Source organism: Streptomyces colonosanans (assembly GCF_001866645.1).
Lineage (GTDB): Bacteria > Actinomycetota > Actinomycetes > Streptomycetales > Streptomycetaceae > Streptomyces > Streptomyces colonosanans.
Map to the genome: position 1 here is coordinate 45,312 of NZ_MLYP01000085.1, position 24,794 is coordinate 70,105.

Here is a 24,794-nt window from a genome sequence, read left to right on the forward strand (position 1 = left end):
GCCCAGGACACCGGTCGGGTCTGTCTCCGACGGTGCGTCGACCGGACACCTGTCCTGCATGCCCTTACCTGAAAAGGAGCCGCTCCATGGCGCGAGACCGAACCCCCGCCGGGCTTGTCGGTGCGGCACCCGAAGCCCCCTTCGAGATCACCTTCGACAGGCGCACGCTCACCGCGCTGCCTGGACAGACCATCGCCGCCGCTCTCTGGTCGGCAGGCGTCCTCGCCTGGCGCACCACACGCCGCGACGGCCGTCCGAGCGGAGTCTTCTGCGGCATCGGTCAGTGCTACGACTGTCTCGCCACGATCAATGATCTGCCCAATAGACGGGCCTGTCTGGTCCCCGCTCGCCCCGGCGACGTGATCACCACCCAGGAAGGGCACGGCCATGCCGAACTCTCCGTCTGACGAGGCGACCGATGACAGATACAGCGCGCTGTACGACCTCGCGGTGATCGGCGCGGGCTGCGCGGGCCTCGCGGGTGCCGTCGCGGCATCCGAACGGGGGCTGTCCGTAGCCCTGTTGGACGCGGCCGGACAGATCGGCGGCCAGTTCTACCGCCACCCCGCCCCGCCCCTCGGTGCGGTGCGCCCTCAGGCCCTGCACCATGACTGGTCCCTCTTCGCCGGCTTGCGCCGCCGCCTCGAGGCGAGCGACATCGTCCACCTCGCCGGGCACCATGTCTGGACCGTGGTGCGAGAGGGCGAAGGGGAGTGGGCGGTGCACGCGGTCACGGCTGCGGACGGCACAGGCGAACGCCCCGCCCGCGTGCGGGCCCGCACGGTCCTCCTCGCAACCGGGGCGTACGAACGCCACCTCCCCTTCCCCGGCTGGACGCTGCCGGGCGTCGTGGCTGCCGGCGGAGCGCAGGCGATGCTGAAGTCCGGGCTCGTGCTGCCCGGCAGGCGCGTCGTCGTGGCGGGCAGCGGCCCGCTGCTGCTCGCCGTCGCTGCGTCACTCTCCGCCGCCGGGGCGCGCGTTCCCGCGGTGGTCGAGGCGTCCGGCTATACGGGGTACGCCCGCCGCCCCGGCGTGCTCGCCGCGAACCCGCACAAGCTGATGGAGGCCGTGATCCATGCTACGGGGCTTGTACGGCGCGGCGTGCGCCTGCGCACCCGCAGCGCGGTGACCCAAGTCCACGGCACCGACCGGGTGGAGGCGGTCACCGTCTCCCGCATCGACCGCGACTGGCGGCCCCTGCCTGGGACGGGCCGCCGGATTGCCTGCGACGCGCTCGCGGTGGGGCACGGTCTCGTCCCGCAAGTGGAACTCGCCACGAGCCTCGGGTGCGCGACGCGGCGGACCGAGGATGGCACGTACGCCCTCGCATTGGACGCGCTGCAGGAGACCTCCGTGCGAGGCCTGTGGGCGGCGGGCGAGACCGGCGGCATCGGCGGTGCGGACCTCGCCCGCACCGAGGGCGAGCTCGCGGGCATCGCAGTGGCCGCCCGAACGCGCGGCCGTCCCGAGCTCGCCCGCGGTGGGCGCGTGCGAGAGCTTCAACGCCGCCGCGACGGCATGCGGGACTTCGCCGACGCGATGGCCGCCGTGCACGCGCCGGGCTCGGGCTGGGTGCACTGGCTCGACGACGCGACGGACGTATGCCGCTGTGAGGAGGTGAGCGCCGGCGCCATCCGCGAGGCCCTCGCCGACTACGGCGCCCGTGACGCGCGCACCGTCAAACTCCTCACCCGCGCGGGCATGGGCTGGTGCCAGGGCAGGATGTGCGGGGCGGCCGTGGCCTGCCTCGCGGCGGGAGCGGGCGCCGAATCCGCACCGGCGTCTCCCGAGCGTCGGCCCCTCGCGGTGCCCGTACCACTGGGAGTGCTCGGCTCACTCGAGCCGAGCGAACCGACCGCCACGCCCACCGGCCCGTCCGGGCAGCCCGACGCGGCCGGTCCGGACGAGCCCGGCCGGCCCGTCGACGGACGAACTCGGCCATCGACTGCCGGACCCTGCAAGCCCGCCGACTGATGGACCGGGCACCACCTGCGGGTGCCGCTCACAACTCAGTGAAATGTCACAGAAGAGGCTCTTTCATGACCGACACCACCACGTCCACCGCCTCCGACGCCATCTGGAACGCCGACCGCCCGTGGCGCGGCATCATGGTCGCCACCGCACTACCCCTGCGCGACAACCTTGCCGTCGACTACGACGCCTACGCCGAGCACGTCCGCTGGCTCATCGACAACGGCTGCGACGGGGTGGTGCCCAACGGCTCCCTCGGCGAGTACCAGACACTCACCGACGACGAGCGTGCCCGTGTGGTCCGCACCGCCGTCGAGGCCGCGGGGGACGGCGCGCGCGTGATGCCGGGCGTCTCCGCCTACGGCAGCGCGGAGTCCCGCCGCTGGGCCGAGCAGGCCGCTGAGCAGGGCTGCGGGAGCGTCCTGCTGCTCCCGCCGAACGCCTACCGCGCCGACGAGGAGGCGGTACGCGCCCACTACGCGGACGTCGCGCGGGCCGGGCTGCCCGTCGTGGGCTACAACAATCCCATCGACACCAAGGTCGATCTCACCCCCGCACTCCTCACCCAACTCCACGGCGATGGCAGCATCGTGGCCGTGAAGGAGTTCAGCGGCGATGTCCGCAGGGCCTACGAGATCGCCGAACTCGTCCCAGAACTCGACTTGTTGATCGGCGCGGACGACGTCCTGCTCGAACTTGCCCTGGCGGGCGCGGTCGGCTGGATCGCCGGCTACCCGAACGCCTTCCCCGCCACCTGCGCCGAGCTGTACCACGCCGCCGCCGCCGGCTGCCTCGACACCGCGCTCCCGCTGTACAAGTCCCTGCACTCGCTGCTGCGCTGGGACTCCAGGACCGAGTTCGTGCAGGCCATCAAGCTGTCCATGGACCTGGTCGGCCGCCGCGGTGGCCCCACTCGCCCGCCGCGCATGCCGCTGCCCGCCGCGACGGAGACCTTGGTCCGCACGGCGACCGAGAAGGCCGTTGCCCACGGCCTCCGCTGACCCCGATCGGCCTTAAAGGAAGGGACGTTCATTGCGTACCCGTCACGTCTTTCACGCCGTCGACTCGCACACCGAAGGCATGCCCACCCGCGTGATCACCGGAGGTGTCGGGGTGATCCCCGGCGCCACGATGGCGGAGCGCAGGCTCCACTTCATCGAGCACATGGACCACCTGCGCACGCTCCTGATGTACGAGCCACGCGGTCACGCCTCCATGAGCGGCGCGATCCTCCAGCCACCCACGCGCCCCGACGCCGATTACGGAGTGCTGTACATCGAGGTCTCCGGCGTGCTGCCGATGTGCGGACACGGCACCATCGGCGTGGCCACCGTCCTCGTCGAGACCGGCATGGTTCCCGTCGCCGAAACCACGACCGTCCGCCTCGACACCCCGGCCGGACTCGTCACCGTCGACGTACACGTCGAGGACGGCGCGGCGAAGTCGGCCACGCTCACCAACGTCCCCGCCTACTGTGTCGGCCTGGACCGCAAGGCGGACGTGCCGGGGTACGGGACGGTGACCTACGACCTCGCCTTCGGCGGTAACTTCTACGCCTTCGTCGAACTGGACGCGTTGGGGCTGCCGTTCGACCGGTCCCGCAAGGACGACCTGCTCACGGCCGGGCTGGCCATCATGGACGCGATCAACGCATCGCCGGACCGCCCCGTCCACCCGGAGCAGCCCGAGATCGCCGGGGTCAAGCATGTCTACCTCGCCGCCCCCGGCTCCGACGCACACCGTTCACGCCACGCCATGGCCATCAACCCGGGCTGGTTCGACCGCTCGCCGTGCGGCACCGGCACCTCGGCACGGATGGCGCAGCTGCACGCCCGCGGCGCGCTGCCGCTGCACCGCGACTTCGTCAATGAGTCCTTCATCGGTACCGAGTTCACCGGCCGTCTCGTAGCGGAGACCGAGGTCGGCGGGATGCCCGCCGTCGTTCCCCGCATCACCGGGCGCGCCTGGATCACGGGCACCGCCCAGTACTTCCTCGACCCGGACGACCCCTTCCCCGGAGGCTTCCTCCTGTGACCACCGCCCTGGCCCCGATTGTCTCGCGCAACCCGGCCGATCCTTCCGACGTCCTGGTCCGCGCCCCCGCTCCGGGGGCCTTCACCGCGGTCCACGCCGTGGAACGGGCTCGTGTCGCCCAGCCCGGCTGGTTCGCGGCCGGCGCGGCTGCCCGCTCGGCGGCGCTGGGCGCGGTCGCCGCTGCCGTGGAGGCCGCCGCGGACGAACTGGCAGCCCTCGCCGTACGCGAGGTGGGCAAGCCGCTCACCGAAGCACGCGCCGAAGTGGCCCGCACCGCCGCGATCTGGCGGTACTACGCCCAGGCTTCCTTCGAGCCCAACGGTGCGGTCCACGAACCGGCCGCCGGTGGGGGGTTGCTGCTCACCCGCCGTCGCCCGCATGGAGTCGCGGGTCTGATCACCCCGTGGAACTTCCCCTTCGCCATCCCCAGTTGGAAGGCGGCCCCGGCGCTCGCGACCGGCAACACCATCGTCCTGAAGCCCGCGCCGGAAGCGACCGCGTGCGCCCAGCGCCTGGCCGAGATCGTCCACCACGCCGTACCTTCCCGGGTGTTCACCGTGCTGCCCGGTGGCCCCATCGAGGGGAACGCCGTCGTTTCCGCTGCCGACGTGGTCTCCTTCACCGGCTCCACGGCGGTTGGCCGGAAGGTCGTCCGCACCGCCACCGCGCGAGGCATCCCGGTCCAGGCCGAGATGGGCGGGCTGAACGCGGCGATCGTCCTACCCGACGCGGATATCGCCCGGGCCGCCGCGCACATCGCCGACGCGATCGCCGGATACGCGGGGCAGAAGTGCACCGCCACCAGCCGCGTCATCGCCGTCGGCGCCGCCTTCGACCCGCTGCGCGAGGCTCTCACCGAGGCGCTGCGAGCGCGTCCAGCGGGCGACCCCGCTCATCCCGCAACGGTGTGCGGACCGGTCATCAGCCAGCAGGCCCGCGATCGCGTGATCCAGGCGAGACAAGGCCTGCCCGAACTCGCGGGCGCCGCCGTCCTCGAGGAGACGAACGGCTGGTACGCGGCCCCGGCCCTGGTCGAGAAGGTACCACCGGGCCACCGACTGCTGAGCGAGGAGGTCTTCGGGCCACTGGCAGCACTGCTGCCCGCCGACGATCTGGGTCACGCGGTACGGATCACGAACTCCGTCCCGTACGGCCTGGTCACCTCTGTGCACACCGCCTCGCTCGATGCGGCGCTGCACGGGCTCGACCACCTCGACACTGGCATGATCCGCGTCAACGCCCCATCCACGGGCGTCGACTTCCATCTGCCCTTCGGTGGGGCCAAGGCCTCCAGCCACGGCCCACGCGAACAAGGACATGACGCCCTGGCGTTCTACACCAGTGGCCGCACCTACACACTGGCACCCGCACATCCGTAGGCCCCCGCGAGAACAACATGACATTGTACTCTGGTGATTCGCTCGGCCGCGAGGGCACGGGGCACGAAGGGAACACCACCGTCATGGGCCACCTCAAGCAGCGCAACCTCATCACCACCAGGGAGCGGCTGCGCGACCAGGTCGCCCACGCCCTGCGCGCCGCGCTGATCTCCGGCGAACTGCGCCCCGGCGAGGTCTACTCGGCGCCCGGCCTGGCCGAGGACTTCGGCATCTCCGCGACGCCGGTACGCGAGGCGATGCTCGACCTGGCACGCGAGGGCCTCGTCGAGCCGGTACGCAACAAGGGCTTCCGCGTCACCGAGGTCAACGAACGCGACCTCGACCAGTACACCGAGATCCGCACCCTGATCGAGGTCCCCATGATCGGCCGGATCACCCGCAGCGCCGCCCGCGAGGACCTGGAGGCGCTGCGTCCGGTGGCCGAGGACATCGTGCGCGCCGCGCGCGAGCACGACCTCATCGGCTATTTGGAGGCCGACCGTCAGTTCCATCTCTCCCTGCTCGCGCTCGCCGGAAACGACCGGCTCGTCGAAACCGTCGGCGACCTGCGTAAACGCTCACGCCTGTACGGACTGACCGCTCTGGACGAGCGCGACCAGCTGATCCCGTCCGCCGAAGAGCACATCGAGCTCCTTGACCTGATGGTCGCAGGTGACGCGAAGGGCGCCGAGAAGTGCGTCGCCCGCCACCTTGGGCACGTGCGTTCGCTATGGGCCATGGGCGAGCAGGAGCCGGAGCCGGCCGGGCGCACACCCAAGAGAAAGCTGAGCGCGGCCCGCTGAGCCCGGTCCGGGGACGGGGGCAGAGGCTGTGTACAGGCGCACCCCGCCCTTGCGCGTGCCTCTTGGGGCGACGGCGTAGGCCATGGCCTCGTCCAGGAAGCCGACCTTGAGCCCGTCCAGGTCGTACTCCTCGACCAGGGCGCGGCGGTGTCCACCACGTGTTCGCGCACCTCGCGGGGGCGCGGGTCCAGGAGGCGGCAGCCCGGATGCCGCACCTCGTGCGGTGCGAAGCGGGATCGGTTCCGGTACGCGACGGCGACGTCGTCACCGCGTACCGGAACTGGGCCCGCGGGTGGACGGTGACGAGCCGCGAGGGCGAGCCGGCCCCCGGGGGCGGCGGTGTGCGGGTGGCTCGCCGGATCAGGCGCCGTTCTCAGGAGGCTCGTCGGGCCGTTCGGGACGTGCGCCGCTCACGCGGTGAACGCCTTGCCGTCCAGGGTCCAGTGCGGATCGGGGGTGATCCCCAGCGCGGCGTAGGCGTGGGCGGCAATGTCGGCGTGGCGGACTGCCGTCGGCGCCGAGTCGGAGGTGATGCCGGGCCCGCTGGCGGCCACCCAGGCGGTACGTTCCAGTTCGCTCCGGCCGCCGTGGCCCCCTTCGTCGCGGTGGCCGTGGTCGGTCACCACGATGATCGTCCACTCTTCGTCCGCGTGGCCGGGCCGGTCGCCCCGGTGTCCTCGGAGGGCGGCTTCGTCCTGGACAACGGCCTGGTCCGGGTCGAGATCGACAGCCGCGGCCTCATCACCTCCGCGTACGACATCGGGGCCGGCCGCGAAGCCCTCGCCCCCGACGCCTGCGCCAACCTGCTCCAGCTCCACCAGGACTTCCCCAACGAGTACGACGCCTGGGACATCGACGCCTTCTACCGCAACACGGTCCACAACCTCCTCGACGCCGAGTCCGTGAACGCCACGGCCACCGGCGTGAGGATCGTACGGACCTTCGGCAACTCAAGGATCGAGCAGCTGATTTCGCTGCGCGAAGGCTCCCGGCGCCTGGACATCGACGCCGAGATCGACTGGCACGAGAAGGAGAAACTCCTCAAAGCCGCCTTCCCCCTGGACGTACGGGCCGATCACTCCAGCGCCGAGATCCCCTTCGGACACGTTCAGCGGCCCACCCACACCAACACCAGCTGGGACGCCGCCAAGTTCGAGATCTGCGCACACCGCTTCCTGCACCTCGGTGAACGGGGATGGGGCGCGGCGGTGGTCAATGACTCGACGTACGGACACGAGGTCACCCGCGACGTACGCGCAGACGGCGGCACCACCACCACCGTCCGGCTCTCCCTGCTCCGAGCCCCCCGCTTCCCCGACCCGGAGGCCGATCAGGGCCACCACCGGCTGCGGTACGGCTTCGTGGTCGGAGCCGACATCGCCGACGCCGTGCGCGAGGGCTACCATTTCAACCTGCCGGAACGAGCTGTCCCCGGTTCGGCGGAGGTCGCACCACTGGTCGCCACGGACAGCGAGGCGGTCGTCATCGAGGCGGTCAAGCTCGCCGACAACCGGTCGGGAGATGTCGTCGTACGCCTCTACGAAGCCCACGGTGGACGCGCACAGGCACTGCTGACCACCGGTTTCCCGGTGGAGTCGGTGGTGGTCACCGACCTGCTGGAACGCGCGTCGGAAGGGCACGAGAACACGGATGCGGTGCAGTCGGGAGCCCGGCACGTGCGCCTGACGCTGCGCCCGTTCCAGATCCTGACCCTCCGGCTGACGCCCCAGACCGGACATTGACCGGGGCGCCGCCACGCAGGAATCCGCAGGGGCGGCCGGACCATTGCGGAGTCAAGGGCCCGATGGCCATTCGGGCACTGGATGTCCGATGTGGAATGGCGAGAGGGTGTATTGCCTGTTCCGATGCTCGGGGGGTGGCGGGTTCAAGAGAACGCGCGCGGCGAGTTTGTCGGGGGTGAGTTCGGCGTGCCTCGACTTCGTGTGGCCGAGCTCAGAGGACCTGAGGTGGTTGCCGCAGGCCCGGTGCGCCACTTCGCACCGGACCTGCGGCTCGGTCTCACCTCGTTGAGACCGTCACCCCTCCGGCTTCTGCGAGTCCACGCCCGAGCGTGCCTTCTCCCACAGGCCCCGGGTGAAATCGGGGATCGGCTGGGGCGTGCCGTTCGCCTTGATCGATGCATGGCTGAGCGGCACCGGCGATGTCCAGGTCGCCGCGTCGTACACATCGAAGTCGGGCACCAGGCCGAGCCGCATGCACTGCATCAGGCGGAACACCATGATGTAGTCCATACCACCGTGCCCGCCGGGCGGGTTGGAGTGCTCCTTCCACAGCCAGTGATCCCAGTCAGCGTACTTCGAGAAGTCGCCCCAGTTGTCGTTGGTGTGGTCTGGCTCTATATAGATGCGCTCGGGGTAGTCCTCGAAGACACCCTTCGTGCCGCCGAGGCTGTTGATCCGCGAGTAGGGGTGTGGTGTGGAGACATCGTGCTCCAGCCGGATCACGCGCCCCTTCGCCGTCTGGACGAGGCTGATCGTGCGGTCGCTCTCGATGTACGTCTCCTTCCAGCTCGGGTCGCCGTGCGGCATCTTGGCCTCGCGGTACTCGGCGAGCCCCAACGAGGGCGTCCCGAAGCTGGAGATGTGCGTGACGCGGTCACCACGGTTGATGTCCATGTAGTTGGCGACCGGGCCGAACCCGTGATTCGGGTAGAGGTCGCCGCGCAGCCGTGTGTGCCACAGCCGCCGCCACGGACCCTCGTAGTAGTGCGGATCGAACATCAGACCGCGCAGATCGTGGATGTACGCGCCGGCGCCGTGCAGCAGCCGCCCGAACTTCCCGGCGTGCGCCATGCGCAGCACCCGCATCTCATTGCGGCCGTAGCAGCAGTTCTCCAACTGCATGCAGTGCCGTCGCGTGCGCTCGGACAGGTCGACCAGCTCCCACAGCTGATCGAGCCGGAGGGCGATTGGGCACTCCACACCGACGTGCTTTCCGTTCAGCATCGCCGTCTTCGCCATCTCGAAGTGCCAGTCCCACGGCGTCGCCACGTACACGAAGTCGATGTCGCCGCGCTTGCACAGATTCTCGAAGTCGTCTTCGCCCTTCGTGTACGTCGCGGGCGCAGGCTGGCCCGCGTCCGACACCTTCTTCGCGGCTCTCGCGGTCTTCTCCTTGACCGGATCGCACAGAGCGACGACCTGGACGCCGGGCATCGCCAGAAACAGGTCGACCATGCCGTCGCCGCGGTTGCCGAGCCCGATCATGCCGACCCGCACGGTTCCGCGTCGTTCGAACGGCACCCCGATCATCGTCTCGCCCTTGCGAGCGGGTGCCGCGTCGGTGGCCTGGCCGGCGGCGGGAGAGGCCGCACCCCCGGCGCGGTCGGCGGCGTCGGCGTGTGCCGTACCACCGGTCAACGCGCCGAGGCCGAGGCCCGCTCCGGCGACGCCGACACCACGCAGCATCGCGCGCCGGGAGTAGCCGTCGGCGGAGTCATCAGGGACCGGTGTCGCGTTCTCGTCGTGCATCGGACCTCCGTCGCTGGATGGGTTCGCTGCAAACGGTTGCCACCCTGCGGGAGGTACGACGGATACTCAAGAGGTAGGACCGTTGTACTTTCAGGCCTCGTCGCCTAGTGCGTGGTGGTCGGGCAGTGCCGAGTGGTGCTGTGGAGATGTCGAGATCTCACCGTTGGTTCCGACTCTCGGGTGAACGGTGCCCACAAGCGCCGCAGCCAAAGATCGAGAGGGCATGAACATCATGCAGAAGCTTGTACAACAGGCCATTGACCAGCTGGTGGAGTCGGGCGCCGAGCTGGGTGTCCAGGTCGCGGTGTACCAGCACGGTGAGCTGGTGGTGGACGCGGTGGCGGGCGTCGCCGATCCGGACAGCGGCCGTCCGGTCACCCCGGACATCCCGTTCTACAGCGCCTCCACCGGCAAGGGTGTGACTGCGACGGTGGTGCACGCCCTCGCAGACCGCGGCGCCCTTGACTATGACACGCCGATCGTGGAGCTCTGGCCCGAGTTCGGCGCCCACGGCAAGAACAAGGCGACCATCCGCCACGCGCTGACCCACTCCATCGGCGTCCCGGCAGTGCCGTCCGACCTCACGGTGCAGGACCTGGCTGATTGGGACAGGATGTGTGCCCTGATCGCCGGCTCCGAGCCCTGGTGGGAGCCCGGGACCAAGACCGGCTACCACGCGATGACCTGGGGCTTCGTGATGGGCGAAATCGTCCGCCGGGCCACCGACAAGCCGATCTCGCAAGTACTCAGGCAGGAGGTGGCGGCTCCGCTGGGCATCGTCGACGAGCTGTTCTTCGGCGTCCCGGAGTCCGAGCTCGGCCGGCTCGCCCGACTCGAGGAGGCGCCCGGTACCGCCGCGATGATGGCAGCGGTGCCCGCCGACATGCCGATGCTCAAGGCCACGCCGCCCGCCGTGACCCCCAGCGCCAAATACGGCAACAACCCCGTGGTGCTGACTTCGGACATTCCCTCGGGCGGCACGATGTCCGCCCGCGCGGTGGCCAGGATGTACGCCGCGCTGCTTGGTGAGGTGGATGGTGTCCGGCTGGTCTCGGACGAGCGGTTGCGTGAGGTCACAGCCCTGGCCACGGCCGATGTCGACCAAATGGTCGGCTTCCCGATGCCGCGCGCGCTGGGCTACAACCTCGGCCGGCCCGGAGCCAACCCGCAGGAGACGCTGAGCGTTTTCGGCATGCCCGGCATGGGAGGCAGCGCGGCGTATGCCGACACTGCGACCGGCATTTCCTTCGCGCTGACCAAGAACCGTTTCTTCCCTGGTCCTTCCGCCGCGGTCGATCAGATCAGCGAGCTGGTCGCGAAGGCCGCCACCGGCTGAGACTCTCCGGTCGGGCCCGGCTGCGGCCAGGCGGTGCGGGCACGGCCGGTCAGCCTCTGGGGCAGTGAGGTCTAGGTGGACTCGGCAGGTGTGGGCATGGCAGGCATCCTGCCCGATCTGGATGACGTGTCCGGTGGATGGGCTGTTCGCGGTGGCCGTCGTGGATACGGAAGCCTGCCGCTGTCCTGATCCACTTCTTGCGATCGGCCTGTCTGCCATGCCCGTTGCCGCCGCCCGCTCGATCTCTGTGACCGCTGCCCAACGCAAGTCGAAGAAGGCGGCCTGGGGCCACCGAAGTGAGTACCGGGCGCGGGTGCGCGCGCAGATCGTGCGGCTGGCCGCACGCGGCTGGGCCAACGCGCGCACCGCCCGGCAGGTCGGGGTGCACCTGGACACCGTGCGGATGGGGCGAGGCCGGTTCGCCGAGCACCGGCCGGCCGGGTTGGCAGATCGCCGCCGCTCGGGACGCCCGAGCGCCATCACGCCGCTGCAGCGGGCTCAGGTCACCGCGAGGACCTGCCAGTTGCCCGCCGAGAGCGGCGTGCCCCTCAACGCCGGGCATGGCGGATCTTCAATCGTCCGAATCCCATGGTCCCAGAGATTCGGATCTTCGGCCCGCCGGCGCGGGAATGCCGCGGGGTCTTGTAGTGCAGGTCCTTCCACCCAGTGCGCAAACCCTCGACGTCAACGACCGCGTCGCGGGGCACCGTGATTCCGGCCCCGCCGGTTCCGAGTTGCAGCTCTATGTCGATGACCGGATGCTCGATGATCGCCCGGGACAGATCCAGGCGCACCCTTCCAAAGGCGGACTCGGCCTTGAGGACTCGAGGTACCCGCCATACGCCGCGCCGCTGGATCCGTCCGCTGGCGGCGGCAATGGTCGACGTGGTGTCCGGGCGCTCCTCTGGGAGTGAGGCCAGAGCCGACACGAGCTCGCCATGTGCCTTGGCAGTGAGCACCTGGTGGAGACGTTCGTCCAACTCCTCGTGCGAGATGAGCCGTTCGGCGTACGCCTCCTGCAGGCGCTGCACGGCCGTATCGCGGTCGTCTTCGCCGATCAGTGGCGGCGAGTCTTCCGGTAAGGGGGTCACCGTTTCACCCTACTGCCGGCTGGCGATACGAACGCGCCAAGGCCCGTAGCGGGCAAGGCAGGCATCCGATGGGGAGGCCGACCGCTCGTCATCATGGCCTTGATCGTCCAACCCCGCGAAGGGCTTTTCGCTGTCGACGTGCCGGGCCTGCGGGACTCCGGTGAACTGCGCGGACCGTCCGCCGGGGCCTGCCGCGTCGACCGCTCCGCAGCCGCTCGAGACTCCTCCGCCTTGTCGACCGCGTCTACCGGCAGGGCTCGTACAGCGGTCAAGGATTCAGCCTGTTCTTGCGAGCAACCCCGGGCGTTCACGCCCGGGAGGAATCGCATCTGGTGGTGGCGGTGCGGAGCACCGCGGATTCGGGCCGGAGGCGAGACAGGGCCGCGAAGCGGCCAGGTGACGGCCCGGCGGAGCCGGGCCGCGCTGGCGCTGTGGCCGTGGGACGGGGGCTGGTCGCTCGTTCGGGTGAGGGGAGGGCAACGCGTGGTGGCTGTCCGTACGGGTGTGTACGTTCATGGTCATGAAGTTGGTGGTGCGCATCAAACTCCTGCCGACGCCCGTGCAGGCGGCGGCACTTGAGGCGACCCTGTATGCCTGCAACGAGGCCGCCACCTGGGCCGCCCATGTCGCCTTCGATGAGAAGACGGCCAAGCCCCTGGCTCTGCGCAAGCACACCTACCAGCAGATCAAGACCCGGTGGAATCTGGGTGCGCAGGCCGCCCAGCATGCGATCAAGAAGACCTGCGACGCCTACATCACGCTGCGCGCCAACCTCCGTAACGGAAACTACGGCAAGCCCGGCTCCCAGCGGTACGAGAAGGCGGCCGGCAAGCCGGTCACCTTCCGAGCGGACGCTGCGCAGCCCTATGACGACCGGATGCTGTCCTGGCAGCACGAGCAGCGTACGGTGTCGATCTGGACCACGGTCGGGCGGATGAAGAACGTCGCGTTCACCGGCGAGCCGGGGCAGCTTGCGGTGGTGGCCGCGCACCGCAAAGGTGAGTCCGATCTGCTGTGCCGGGGCGGGCAGTGGTATCTGCTGGTGACCTGCGACATCGCCGAGGCCGATGGGAACGCACGCCCGGTGGGGTTCGTCGGGGTGGACCTGGGCATCGTCAACATCGCCACCACCTCCACCGGCAAGCGGCACTGCGGGCGCCGCCTGAACCGGCGCCGTGAAGCGGACCGGAAGCTGCGCACCAAGCTGCAGAAGAAGAACACCAAGTCCGCCAAGCGGCGGGCGAAGAAGCATGCGGGCAAGGAGAAACGGCGGGCCCGCGACATCAACCACAAGATCAGCAAGCGCATCGTGACGGAGGCTCAACGCATCGGTCGCGGGATCGCCCTGGAGGATCTGGTCGGTATTCGTGAGCGGGCACGGCTGAGAAAGCCCCAGCGCGTCACGCTGCACTCCTGGTCGTTTCACCAGCTCGGCGCGTTCATCGCCTACAAGGCGAAACGCGCCGGGGTCCCCGTAGTGTATGTCAATCCGGCGTACACCAGCCGGGAATGCTCCTGCTGTCACCACATCGAGAAAGCCAATCGGCCCTCTCAGGCCGTGTTCGTGTGCCGGTCGTGCGGCTTTGCTGAGCACGCCGACCGCAACTCGTCCCACAACATCAGCCACCGCGGCTGGTACGCGTGGGTCCGCGGGGCCGAGTCACAGGCCCCTGCCCTCACCCTCATCGCCTGACGGCGACACCTCGAGATGTGAGAGCTGGACGCGGCCGGGTTCACCGAAGCCATCGGTGAACCCGAGCAGCAAGCCCGGGAATTCATTCCCGGGTAGTTGACCTGAGACCGAGGTGGGCGCTCCACAGCAAGCCAGCTCGGCTGGCAGCTTCGGCTATGAGGGCCGCCAGCTCGGGCCTGTCGGGCACAGGGAAAGAGACGTACGCGCCGCGACCGCCGGCAGTCGGCCTGCCATATGCCTTCGCCGCAAGATGCCCGTCCGCGAGAAGTCGGACGTTGATCGTGGTGAGAGTGAACTCCTCACCGCGCCGGGTGTCCGTCCAACGGAGAGCCTCCGGGATCGAGACGTTGATGGCCAGGGCACTTACGTCAACGGTCACTTCGCTGCTCATGGCGGCATGATCCCACGAAGCTACGTCCGCTTCTGCTGAGTAAGAAGACCCAAAGTACCTGCATCTGGCATTCCACACCTGCCGCAAGGGGTTGAGGACGGCTCACGGGCCACACGAAAGCCCGGACATCGCGGGGAACGGTGGTCGGGGGTTGGTCAGTCGACTCCACCAGCTACTCAGCCGTCGCATCTCTCGAATGGCATGGCTACATGACGGTCGGCGCCGTCACTGTGCTGCGCATGAACGGACGCTGACTCCGCTCGCTCCGGCCGCAGAGCGCCATTCGGTCCTGTTCTCGTACGGCTGTCCGCTACCTGAACGACCGTCAGGTTCTGCTCTATCAGCGCCGGCTGACTGAACACGCTGGGCGGGAACTCCGGCGGTCGGCATGCGCGCCACACCGCCTGGCATTTTCCTCGCCGGCAACCTTGATGCCTTCCGGCGGCAGACCACGCGGTGTGGCGACGGGTATCCCCTTGGCACCGGGTAGCACCGCCGGCGGCGCCCGCCGTGTGCCGCTCAGCGGCCCGGGCGCCTGGCTTCTGCGCGCTCGGACGGTCGAGTGGGGGTACGGCCGCCACCTGTGACCAGCAGCACCCCATCGGCATCCGCATCCGGGCCGCGCTCATCCTCGGCCGCGGCGCCCTCAACCGGCGCATCGAACTCGCCGGCCTCTGACGCCGGAGGTCAGCTTTGACGCTGTCTCTCCGGATCTCGAATATCCCGCAGTTCAGGAAAGTTGAGGATAAAGCGCCGTTTTGGATCAACCAAAGGATGGACATGCCCCCCAGTTGGTGCACGGCTTAGTCTCTGCGCTGACCGCCTGAGGTGAACCGGGAGTGAGGCGCGGATGAGGATTGGGCAACTCGGAGGGGTGGCGTACGCCATGCCGCCGGCGCTGCGGCTAGCGTTGAACGGCTTGCTCGTGTCCTCGCTCGTTCTGGCCCTTGCGGTCGTGGTCGGTCCGGGGACGACTGTGGCGAGGCAGGACGCGTCCATCGTCGTCGCCTTGTGCGTGCTCTTCGCCGCCACGTACGCGGCCGGTTTCGCCGGTCCTGCCAGGCCTGCCGGCGCTCGCCGTCGTGAGGATCGCGCCGAGTCCGTCGACATGGGCGGGCAGAATCTCGGCCGTGCGGTGCGCTGGCTCGGCGCGATGACTGTGGTGTGGGTCTGCCTCATGGCATTCCATGCGGGGTTCAGCTGGCTGGCGTTCCCGTTGATTGTGCTGTATGTCCAACTGCTGCCACTGCGGCTGGCAATACCGGCCGTCACCGTGGCTACCGCCATCGTGGTTGCCGCCAAGGGAGTTCAGACCGGCACGCTGGATATCCCGCATGTGGCCGGGCCGGTGATGGGCGCGCTGGCCTCCACCTTGATGGTGTTCGGGTATCGGTCGGTGCACCGGGAGCGCCAGGCCCGCCATGCGCTCATCGGTGAGCTGGTTGTCGCCCGGTACGCGCTGGCGGAGTCGCAGCGGGAGGCCGGCCGACTTGCCGAACGCCAGCGGCTGGCCCGGGAGATCCACGACACGGTCGCGCAGGGCCTGTCGAGTGTGATCATGTTGTTGCGTGCCGCCGCCGCCGCGCTGCCGCCGGACGCATCCGTGGCGCGGGAGCGGACCGCGGCGGCCACCGAGGTCGCCACGGCGAACCTCGCCGAGTGCCGGCACTTCGTGTGCGAGCTGAGCCCGCCGCCCCTGGTCGAGACGCCCCTGCCCGAGGCGTTGCGCCGGCTGGTCGACCGAAGTGCCGACGACCGTCTCAGCACCGCGTTCCATCTGCACGGGGATCTGTACCCGCTGGGTGCCGAGTGCGATGTGGCGCTGCTGCGGCTGACCCAGGAGGCGCTGGCCAATGTGCGCGGGCACGCGCACGCTGCCCATTGTGTGGTGAGCCTGTCCTACCTGGACGACCGGGTCACCCTCGACGTCTTCGACGACGGCAAGGGGTTCGATCCTCAACTGCCCAGGCAGGATGCCCGCGGCGGCTTCGGACTGCACGGGATGCGCCAGCGGATAGAGGAGCTGGGCGGCGCGCTCACCGTCGAGTCCGCGATGGGTGAGGGGACGGCGGTCGCCGCCAGTCTGCCGATGCCGCAAGGGGGGACGTCGTGACCGGGCCGCACACCGACCCCGAGCGGCAGAACTCGGCCGGACCGCCCCCCGCGGCGCGGGTGCGCGTGCTGATCGTCGACGACCACCCGGTGGTGCGCCGTGGCCTGCGCGCGCTGCTCGAGGACGTGCCCGAGGTCGTGGTGGCGGGTGAGGCGGGGGACGGCGCCGAGGCGCTGCGCATGGTCGCCGGGTCTGTGGCGGTCGATGTGGTCCTCATGGACCTGCGCATGGGCGGCGGTATCGACGGGATGTCAGGCGCCGCCACCGATGCGGCCGGCAGCGGGGGAGACGGCGGCGAGCGCATGGACGGTGTCGAGGCCACCCGCCGGATCAGGGCCCTGCCCAAACCGCCCCGGGTGCTGATCCTCACCACCTACAGGACCGATGCCGAGATCTTCGCCGCCGTCGAGGCGGGTGCGACCGGTTACCTCCTCAAGGACGCACCGGTAAAGGAGTTGATCTCCGCGATACGGGCCACCGCGATCGGCGAGACCGTGCTGGCTCCGCCCGTTGCCACCCGGCTGCTCGGCCGCACGCGAGCACCGCAGCACAGGCTGACACCACGCGAGATAGAGATCCTCACCCACCTCGCAAGGGGACTGTCGAACCGGCAGGTGTCACGAGCCCTGTTCATCAGCGAGGCAACGGTGAAGACCCACCTGGTCCACGTCTTCGGCAAGCTCGGGGTGGACAGCCGCACCGGCGCCGTGACGGCGGCACTGGCCCGTGGCCTGATCCCCGAGCCGCAGCCAGGCCCCACGTCGCCGACCGCACGACCGAATCCGGCGGACCCGTCCAACCCGCCCGACCGGCCCGACTTTCCGGATCCCGCAGCGCAGCGAGATTCACGTGCCTGACATATCGGCGGCGCCCGGCCGCCGCATCAACACGGCACGCGGTCCGCCGACCTTGTGCTGCTGCATCGCTCGCACTTCAAAGCAGCACAACCACACACCACAACCGACGCGTTGTTCCGCCGCGGCGCCGAATGATTGCGACCGCGTGGCTTTCGCGCGCCCTTGTGCCCCGTAGAGAAGGTCATTGCCTTAATGAGACAGTCACGACCGGCTGAGTCGACCAGATCCTCAGCCAGCCCGACCACCCCCATAGCCTACCGGCTGACACGCCGTCCAGTGCGGACGGCCCTGGGGGTGCTGACCGCGGCCTGTGTGGCCGGCACACTCGTCACCCTGCCAGCCGCCGCCGCAGCAACACCGGCCGCGTCAGTCGCCCAGGCCGCCCAGCCACGGCAGGACGGCCCGGTTGTCGCCACGCACAAGGTCACCCTCGTCACAGGCGAGGTGGTGACGCTGGAGCGCCACGCAGGCGGCTTCCAGGCAGCAACGGTCGCGCCCACGTCTGCCGGTACCCCAGCGGCGTTCTCCACCTTGCGGGTGCGCGATGAGGTCTATGTCATCCCGGATGAGGCACAGCCGTACCTCGCCGCGAACAAGCTCGACCGCGAGCTGTTCAACGTCACCAAACTGGTTGAGTACGGCTACGACGACGCGCACCGCCCCGCCGTGCCGCTGATCGCGACCTACGCCGGCGCGCCGGGCAAGGCGGGCAAGGCGCTCAAGCAGGACGCGCCGGCCGGTTCGGTGAAGGAGCACGTGCTGCCCAGCGCCAACGCGGTGGCGTTGCATGCCAGCAAGAAGAAGGCGGCGACGTTCTGGGAGGCCGTCGACGACGACACTGCCGCCGCGACGACCAGTCCGAAGCTTGCCGGTGGCATCAAGAAGCTCTGGCTCGACCGGCCGGTGAACGTGACGCTGGACCGAAGTGTGCCGCAGATCGGCGCGCCGACCGCGTGGGCGGCCGGCTACGACGGCACGGGCACCAAGGTGGCCGTTCTCGACACCGGTATCGACCCCAACCACCCCGATGTGGCGGGTCGAGTGAAGAAGGCGCGGAACTTCACCGACGATCCCGACGCGGTCGACCATCACGGTCACGGCACGCATGTCGCCTCGACCATCGCCGGCTCGGGTGCCGCGTCGGGCGGCAAGTACAAGGGTGTGGCGCCGGGCGCCGACCTGTACATCGGCAAGGTCCTCAACAAGGCCGGTGTCGGCCTCGAGTCGGGGGTCATCGCCAGCATGGAATGGGCGGTCGCCGAGGGTGCGGACGTTGTCAACATGAGCCTGGGTTCGGACGTGCCCAGCGACGGCGCCGACCCGTTGAGCCAGGCCGTCAACCAGCTCACCGCGTCCTCCGGCACGCTGTTTGTCATCGCGGCCGGAAACGAGGGCTCGGCCAAGTCGACCGTGGGTTCACCGGGTGCCGCCGACGCCGCGCTGACGGTGGGCGCGGTGTCCAAGTCGGAGGTGCTCGCGGGCTTCTCCAGCCGCGGCCCGCGCAAGGGCGACTTCGCGGTCAAGCCGGAGATCACCGCACCGGGGGTGGGAATCGTCGCCGCACGCGCCGCCGGCACCTCGATGGGTAGCCCGGTCGACGCCAACTACACCTCGGCCAGCGGCACCTCCATGGCCACCCCGCACATGGCCGGCGCCGCGGCGATCCTCGCCCAACGCCACCCGGACTGGACCGCGGACCGGCTCAAGCAGACGCTGGTCAGCACCGCCAAGCCCGCTTCGTACACCGCCTACCAGCAGGGCGGCGGCCGGGTCGACGTACCCAAGGCGATCGACGCCACGGTCTACTCCAGCCCCGCCGTCGTGAGCATGGGCAAGTCGACAGCCGAGAGCGCGCCGGTCACCAGGACGATCAGTTACGTCAACACCTCCGCAGCGGACACCACGCTGTCGCTCCGCCTGGCCGGCTCCGGGGAGACCGGGCCCGCACCGGACGGCACGTTCACGCTCAGCGCCAACAGTGTGACAGTCCCGGCGAACTCCACCGCGAGCGTGACGGTGACCTACCACCCCGAACTCTGCGCCCTGGGTGACTACACGGGTGTCGTCACCGCCACCGCGCCCGGCGGCACCGCGATCCACACCACCGTCGGCGCGACGAAGGGGGTGCCGACCGTCGACCTCACCGTCAACGCGATCGACCGGAACGGAAACCCGGCGGAGGGTACCGACGTGGCCGTGTTCGACCTGGACGAGGACGAGGTCATCCAGCCCTACCTGCGGGACGGAACGACGACTGTCGCAGTGCCGCTGGGACGCTACTCGGTCATGGGTGTCGTCTACACGCGGGACAAGGCCGGAGTCGAGATCCTGAACGGTACCCTCGCCGGTGATCCCATGGTGGAGCTGAAGGCGGACAAGACGATCACGCTGGATGCCCGGCTGGGCAAGGAGGTCAAGGTCGCGACGCCCAAGGAGTCGGAGCCGAACGGCTACAAGCTCGGGTACCGTCAGAAGCTCCCCGGCAATTACGGGTTCGACTTCATGAAGTTCATGGTCAGCCCGATCTGGGACCACGCCTACGTGGTGCCCACCGAGCCGGTGAAGCTCGGCACGTTCGAGTTCGACTTCCAGCAGCGCAGGTACGCCCCGGCGATCCGGGCGTCCATTGCCGGGCAGGGCGGCGCGCTCCCGCTCGAGCCGGTGTTCAATGCGGTCCGGCTGGACGGCCCCAGCACGCTCCGGGCGGTCGACGCCGGCAAGGGACGGCCCGAGGACCTGGCCGGCACGGACGTCAGTGGCACGCTCGCGGTCGTCACCCGCGATGCCACGCGGACGGCTGCCGACCAGATCGCCGCCGTGGCCGAGGCCGGCGCGAAGGCAGCGATCATTGTCGGCGACCAGCCGGGTACCTTCAACGCCAATGTGCCGTTCGCCGCCCGCACGGCCATCCCGGCCTGGACCCTCAACCAGGACGAAGGCGCGGTCCTCTTCGACCGGATGGCCGGCGGTCCCACGCAGGTCAACCTGCACGGCATCGCCAGCAGCCCGTATGTGTACAACATCGCACTGATGGTTCCCGGTGGAATTCCGGCCGACCCCGTCGACGCGGTCACCGCGGAGAACTCGGCCGTGGTGAAGTCCCACTACCGCGGCACCAAGGGCGCCAGACTCGGCGAGGCCGACTCGGTGGTCCGCCCGGGGGAGCGCCTCATCGTCCAGATCGTGGAGTTCGTCGACGGGCCGCTGGACCGCGAGGAGTGGTCCTCCACCGGCAGCAAGTGGCCGACTCTGAAGGACATGCGCTGGTCCCGCGCGGTCTTCCCGAACGCCCCCAACATCCTCCGTCGCCTGGATGGCGTACTCCGCACCTACAGCCCGGGCGAGCGGCATGAGGAGACCTGGCTGGGCGCGGCGAACGGCCCGGCCGGACCGGCGAACACCCTCGCGGTCCGCGAGGGCGACGACATGACCCTCATCGTCCCGGAGATGGGCGACAGCGAACCGGGGCACTTCGGTTGGTTCGGCGCGGACGCCGACAAGGCGAAGGTGCGGGTGTACCAGGACGGGAAGCTCCTCGCCGAGACGACGCGCGCGCTGATGATGCTGTCGGTCAGCCCCGACCCGGCGACCTACCGGATCACCATGGACACATCGCACCCGGCGTGGTTCCCGCTGTCCACCGAGACCAGCACCGCGTGGACGTTCAAGTCCGCCCGGCCGGCGAGCGGGGAGGAGAACCTGGCGCTGCTCTGGCCGAAGTACGGCTTCGACCTGGACGCGGAGAACACCGCCAAGGGTGGAAACACCTACGACTTCGACCTGTCGTTCGCACTCCAGACCGGCACCACCCCGGACATCGACGGGGTCGAGGTGGAGATGTCCACCGACGACGGTGCCACCTGGAGCCCCGCGAAGGTGAAGAGCAAGAGCGACGGCCACCACAAGGTGTCCGTCCGCAATCCGGCAAAGGGGTACGTGTCCCTGCGCGTCAAGGCACAGGACACCAACGGCAGCAAGATCGAGCAGACCCTGATCAAGGCCTACGCCGTGCGCTGACTCCTACGGCAGACCCTTCCCTCCCTGACCGCGCCCGTGGTGCAAGGCACGCCCTTGCGCCACGGGCGCAGCCCTCCGGTCAGCCTGGGCGCACGACGGCGCCTCCACGGAACCGGACGCCCTCCCGGCAGCTCGGTGATCCGGATGTCGCCGTTCGCGGTGCTGATCTCCGCGGGGCCGCCCAGCCGGCCGACTTCGACGTTCGAGGGCAGCCGGGGCAACCGCGATCCCGCCTGGCGAGGTTCGCTGCCCGCTCCCTCCAGGCGGGCCGTTCAGAGGACGGAGTGTCCTGCCAGGGCGCATCCAGCCGGATCACGGTCCAACCGGTGGGCTGTCGGCCCCATCTGCCGCCGCTGATCGCGCGTAGAACCGCTCCCAGGGCGTGCCTGCCCGGTCGGCTACCAGGTGGTCTGCGGCCCAACGTCCGGCCGTGCCAGACAATACGGTCCGGGTCGAGCTGGCGCTGAAAACTGATTAAACACACGTCTTGTACAAGCGTATAAGACGTGTGTATGTTCTCCGTGTCGAACCGATCGAAGGAGTGCACGATGAACGTCCTGATCTCCGGAGCCAGCGTCGCCGGCATCACGCTCGCCCACTGGCTGCGCCGCCACGGCTACAGCGTGACCGTCGTCGAGCGCGCCCCGGCGGTCCGCCCCGGCGGCTACAAGGTCGACATCCGGGGTGCAGCGCTGAAGGTCATCGAGCGCATGGCCCTCCTCGACGCGGTCCGCGCGGCGCGGACCGACGTGCGCAGCGGTTCGGTCGTCGACGCGAGCGGCAAGCGCGTGGCCAGCATGGACGGCGACACCTTCGGCGGGCGTCGGCACGACGACGCCGAGCTGCTGCGAGGCGATCTGACCGGGCTGCTGTACGAGGCGACCCGCGACGGTGTGACGTACCTCTTCGACGACTCGATGGCCAAGCTGTCCGAGCACGCCGACGGCGTGGACGTGGTGTTCGCCTCCGGGCGCACCGGCACCTACGACCTGATCGTCGGCGCGGACGGACTGCACTCCAACACCCGCGCGCTGGCCTTCGGCCCGGCGCAGCAGTACGTGCGCGACCTCGGGTACTACGTATCGATCTCCACCGTGCCCAACCACCTGGGGCTGGACCGCGAGGAGTTGACGTACGTCGGGCCGGGCCGCACCGCCCTGACGTACAGCACGGCCGGCGAAACCACCGCCAAGGCGATGTTCCTTTTCTCCTCGGAGCCGCTGTCCTACGACCGCCATGACCGCGCCGCCCAGCAGCGGCTGCTCGCGGATGCGTACACCGGTGAGGGCTGGGAGGTGCCGCGCCTGATCGAAGGTGCCCAGGCCGCCCCGGACCTGTACTTCGACTCGCTGTCGAAGGTGCACATGGAGCGCTGGTCGACCGGCCGGACGGTGCTCATCGGCGACGCCGCGTACTGCGCTTCGCCCGCCTCCGGGCAGGGCACCAGCCTGGCCCTGGTCGGCGCGTACGTACTGGCCGGCGAACTGGCCTCCGCGGCCGGCGACCACGCCGCCGGCTTCGCCGCCTACGAGCGCGAGATGCGGCCGTTCGTCAATGCCAACCAGGACCTCGGCCCGGCCAACATCAAGCGGATGGTGATGCGCACCAAGGGCCAGGTCCGGATCTCGATGATGATGCTGGCGCTGCTCAACCGGATGCCGGGCAAGGAACGCATGATGGCCAAGGCGATCGAGCCGATCCACAAGGCCGCCAACGCTATCGCGCTGAAGGAGTACTGAGGACGCGCCGTCGACCTGCCCGAGTCGGCGAATGACCGTGGCTCGGGCGTCGCGTGGACCGATCATTCGCCTCGTCCGCCTGCCGGTCCATCACCGCCTCCTTCGCCAGCGCTGCTCACGGGTTGCCCGTGTGCCGTCGGAACCACCACGCGGCCGGCTGTCCTCGGTCCCACAGGAACAGCGGAGCCGGCCAGGATGCTCACGGGGCGGCGCCGGCCGGCGCCGCCCCCTCCGGGGTGCAGCTGCGCTTCCCACCGGCCGGCTCGTCGCCGGCTCTTGCGTGAGGTTGCGAGCTCGCGGTTCACGCGAGGGCAGGCTCGCCGGACGGCGGCCCTGCCGTTGGCCCGGTTCTCGATGTGCTCAGCCCGCGAACCGGGCCATCCACGCCTCGACCTCATCCGCAGACCGTGGCAGGCCCGCCGACAGATTCTCGTGACCACCGGCGGTGACGAGCAAGTCGTCCTCGATGCGTACGCCGATGCCGCGCCACTCCTGCGGCACGGTCAGATCGTCCGGCTGGAAGTACAGGCCGGGCTCGACGGTGAGCACCATGCCCGGCTTCAGTACGCCGTCGACGTACTCCTCAGCCCGGGCCTGCGCGCAGTCGTGGACGTCCAGGCCGAGCATGTGACCGGTACCGGCCATCGTGAAACGGCGCTGGAGGCCCAGCTCGTACGCGCGGTCGGCAGGCCCTTCGATGAAACCCCACTCGACCAGCCGCGCCGCCAGGGAACGCTGGGCCGCCTCATGAAAGTCCCGATACGCGGCGCCCGGCTTGACGGCCGCCATGCCCGCCTCCTGGGCCTCGTACACCGCGTCGTAGACCCTGCGCTGGACGGGGGTGAAGGTGCCGCTGATCGGCAGAGTGCGCGTGACGTCGGCGGTGTACAGGGTGCGCGACTCCACGCCCGCGTCGAGCAGGAGCAGTTCCCCGGGGCGCACCGGTCCGTCGTTATCGGTCCAGTGCATGATCGTGGCGTGCTCGCCCGCGGCGCAGATCGTGCCATAGCCCACGGCGTTGCCCTCAAGGCGGGCGCGACGGAAGAAGGTGCCCTCGATCCACCGCTCGGACGACGCGATCGCCCGCGACAGCTCACCGACGACGTCCGTGAATCCGCGCACCGTGGAGTCCACCGCCGAGCGGATCTCCTTGATCTCCCACTCGTCCTTCACGCTGCGCAGATCGCTGAGGGCCTCTTCCAGCCCCGCGTCGCGCTCCGCCTCGGTTACGACGGCGGCCTCCAGGGACGGGTCGATACCGCGGACGATGCGGGTCGGTGTGCCGGAGGCGGCTGCCAGCTCGCCGGCCGCCGTGCGGACGTCCCGGCACGGCAGGCCGAGCACGCGCTCCGCCTCGGCGAGGGAGCGGCGCCGGCCCATCCACAGCTCTGCTGTGGCACCGGTCCAGAACTCGTTGTTCTCCCTGCTGTCCCGCGGGAGCTGGTAGCAGTAGGCGTCGTGGCCACCGTCCGCACGGGGTTCGAGGACAAGGGCACCGTCCCGGGCCTGGTCGCCGGTCATGTGCACATAGCCCGAGTACGGCCGGAACGGGTAGGTGTCGTCGTTCGAACGGACCTTGAGGTTCCCCGAAGGGATCACGAGCCGTTCACCCGGGAAGCGCGCGGAGAGCGCGGCCCGGCGCGCGGCCGCGTACGGGGCCTGCTCCTCGAGCGTCAGCTCACGCCTCTCGGTGTCCGCCCACCCCGTCCGCATCAGCGCGGACAGTTCCTCGGAGATACCTGAGTACAAACCGTTCTTGCGGCCTTCCGCCACTGTGTCCGCCTTCCTTGGAGTCGAGCGCCGCCACGTACCGACGGCTCGGCGACGTTATCCCGCGACGCCCACGCATGGTGCCCAGTGGTGCCACTGGCACAGATCG

General features: G+C 69.7%; 17 protein-coding genes and 3 pseudogenes. 15 read left to right on the plus strand and 5 right to left on the minus strand.

Annotated features, from left to right (window positions below; translation table 11 throughout):
- The first annotated feature begins 86 nt into the window (after positions 1–86).
- The 6 genes from BIV24_RS28050 (at position 87) to BIV24_RS28075 (ending at position 6,187) form a co-directional block, all read left to right on the plus strand.
- Positions 87–407, plus strand: a complete 321-nt coding sequence (locus BIV24_RS28050; RefSeq protein ID WP_177198842.1) for a (2Fe-2S)-binding protein — start codon at positions 87–89, stop codon at positions 405–407.
- Positions 388–1,974 (plus strand): NAD(P)/FAD-dependent oxidoreductase, encoded by a 1,587-nt coding sequence (locus BIV24_RS28055; RefSeq protein WP_079168583.1) that lies wholly within the window; start codon positions 388–390, stop codon positions 1,972–1,974. Before BIV24_RS28050 ends, BIV24_RS28055 begins: the two co-directional genes overlap by 20 nt.
- 65 nt (positions 1,975–2,039) lie before the next feature.
- A complete protein-coding gene (locus tag BIV24_RS28060; protein ID WP_071369263.1) occupies positions 2,040–2,972 on the plus strand; it encodes a dihydrodipicolinate synthase family protein in 933 nt (310 codons plus the stop codon).
- Between the two features lie 31 nt (positions 2,973–3,003).
- Positions 3,004–4,005, plus strand: coding sequence for a proline racemase family protein (locus BIV24_RS28065; protein ID WP_071369264.1), 1,002 nt, complete (start codon positions 3,004–3,006; stop codon positions 4,003–4,005).
- Entirely contained in the window at positions 4,002–5,384 is a 1,383-nt protein-coding gene (locus tag BIV24_RS28070) for an aldehyde dehydrogenase family protein (RefSeq protein WP_071369265.1), read from the plus strand. The genes BIV24_RS28065 and BIV24_RS28070 overlap by 4 nt, the downstream gene beginning before the upstream one ends.
- Positions 5,385–5,467: 83 nt before the next feature.
- Positions 5,468–6,187: a GntR family transcriptional regulator gene (locus BIV24_RS28075; protein WP_071369266.1), complete on the plus strand. Its 720-nt coding sequence runs from the start codon at positions 5,468–5,470 to the stop codon at positions 6,185–6,187.
- A 410-nt stretch (positions 6,188–6,597) separates the two neighbouring features.
- On the opposite strand, the gene BIV24_RS35775 is transcribed toward BIV24_RS28075, so the two are convergent.
- Positions 6,598–6,810 (minus strand): hypothetical protein, encoded by a 213-nt coding sequence (locus tag BIV24_RS35775; RefSeq protein ID WP_071369267.1) that lies wholly within the window; start codon positions 6,808–6,810, stop codon positions 6,598–6,600.
- A gap of 57 nt (positions 6,811–6,867) precedes the next feature.
- Here BIV24_RS35775 and BIV24_RS28085 point away from each other — a divergent pair.
- Positions 6,868–7,929: pseudogene (locus tag BIV24_RS28085) on the plus strand (glycoside hydrolase family 38 C-terminal domain-containing protein); the annotation flags it as partial.
- A gap of 294 nt (positions 7,930–8,223) precedes the next feature.
- Here BIV24_RS28085 and BIV24_RS28090 read toward each other — a convergent pair.
- The gene (locus tag BIV24_RS28090) at positions 8,224–9,678 is read right to left on the minus strand and encodes a Gfo/Idh/MocA family protein (RefSeq protein ID WP_071369268.1); all 1,455 of its coding nucleotides are present in this window, start codon (positions 9,676–9,678) and stop codon (positions 8,224–8,226) included.
- 232 nt (positions 9,679–9,910) lie between these two features.
- Here BIV24_RS28090 and BIV24_RS28095 point away from each other — a divergent pair, with 232 nt between their 5' ends.
- Complete coding sequence (locus BIV24_RS28095; protein WP_245766971.1) at positions 9,911–11,014, plus strand: serine hydrolase domain-containing protein; 1,104 nt, start codon at positions 9,911–9,913, stop codon at positions 11,012–11,014.
- Between the two features lie 217 nt (positions 11,015–11,231).
- A pseudogene (locus BIV24_RS35780) lies at positions 11,232–11,501 on the plus strand (helix-turn-helix domain-containing protein); the annotation flags it as partial.
- Positions 11,502–11,562: 61 nt separating this feature from the next.
- Here BIV24_RS35780 and BIV24_RS28100 read toward each other — a convergent pair.
- Positions 11,563–12,105: a DUF1707 SHOCT-like domain-containing protein gene (locus BIV24_RS28100; RefSeq protein WP_071369270.1), complete on the minus strand. Its 543-nt coding sequence runs from the start codon at positions 12,103–12,105 to the stop codon at positions 11,563–11,565.
- A 520-nt stretch (positions 12,106–12,625) separates the two neighbouring features.
- Between BIV24_RS28100 and BIV24_RS28105 the strand changes: the two genes are divergently transcribed.
- Positions 12,626–13,798, plus strand: coding sequence for an RNA-guided endonuclease InsQ/TnpB family protein (locus tag BIV24_RS28105; RefSeq protein WP_071369294.1), 1,173 nt, complete (start codon positions 12,626–12,628; stop codon positions 13,796–13,798).
- Positions 13,799–13,880: 82 nt separating this feature from the next.
- Here BIV24_RS28105 and BIV24_RS28110 read toward each other — a convergent pair whose 3' ends face one another.
- Positions 13,881–14,189, minus strand: coding sequence for a hypothetical protein (locus tag BIV24_RS28110; protein ID WP_071369271.1), 309 nt, complete (start codon positions 14,187–14,189; stop codon positions 13,881–13,883).
- Positions 14,190–14,699: 510 nt separating this feature from the next.
- Here BIV24_RS28110 and BIV24_RS34635 point away from each other — a divergent pair.
- From BIV24_RS34635 to BIV24_RS28130, 5 genes and pseudogenes are all read left to right on the plus strand, one after another.
- Positions 14,700–14,867: a hypothetical protein gene (locus tag BIV24_RS34635; RefSeq protein WP_177198843.1), complete on the plus strand. Its 168-nt coding sequence runs from the start codon at positions 14,700–14,702 to the stop codon at positions 14,865–14,867.
- A 172-nt stretch (positions 14,868–15,039) separates the two neighbouring features.
- On the plus strand, positions 15,040–16,302 hold the full coding sequence (locus BIV24_RS28115) for a sensor histidine kinase (protein ID WP_107459766.1): 1,263 nt from the start codon (positions 15,040–15,042) through the stop codon (positions 16,300–16,302).
- Between the two features lie 59 nt (positions 16,303–16,361).
- Positions 16,362–17,039 (plus strand): annotated as a pseudogene (locus BIV24_RS28120) (response regulator); the annotation flags it as partial.
- Positions 17,040–17,435: 396 nt separating this feature from the next.
- Positions 17,436–21,176, plus strand: a complete 3,741-nt coding sequence (locus BIV24_RS28125; RefSeq protein ID WP_177198844.1) for a S8 family serine peptidase — start codon at positions 17,436–17,438, stop codon at positions 21,174–21,176.
- Between the two features lie 548 nt (positions 21,177–21,724).
- Positions 21,725–22,915, plus strand: coding sequence for an FAD-dependent monooxygenase (locus BIV24_RS28130; RefSeq protein ID WP_071369273.1), 1,191 nt, complete (start codon positions 21,725–21,727; stop codon positions 22,913–22,915).
- Positions 22,916–23,275: 360 nt separating this feature from the next.
- Here BIV24_RS28130 and BIV24_RS28135 read toward each other — a convergent pair whose 3' ends face one another.
- Positions 23,276–24,688, minus strand: a complete 1,413-nt coding sequence (locus BIV24_RS28135) for an aminopeptidase P family protein (RefSeq protein WP_071369274.1) — start codon at positions 24,686–24,688, stop codon at positions 23,276–23,278.
- Positions 24,689–24,794 lie beyond the last annotated feature (106 nt).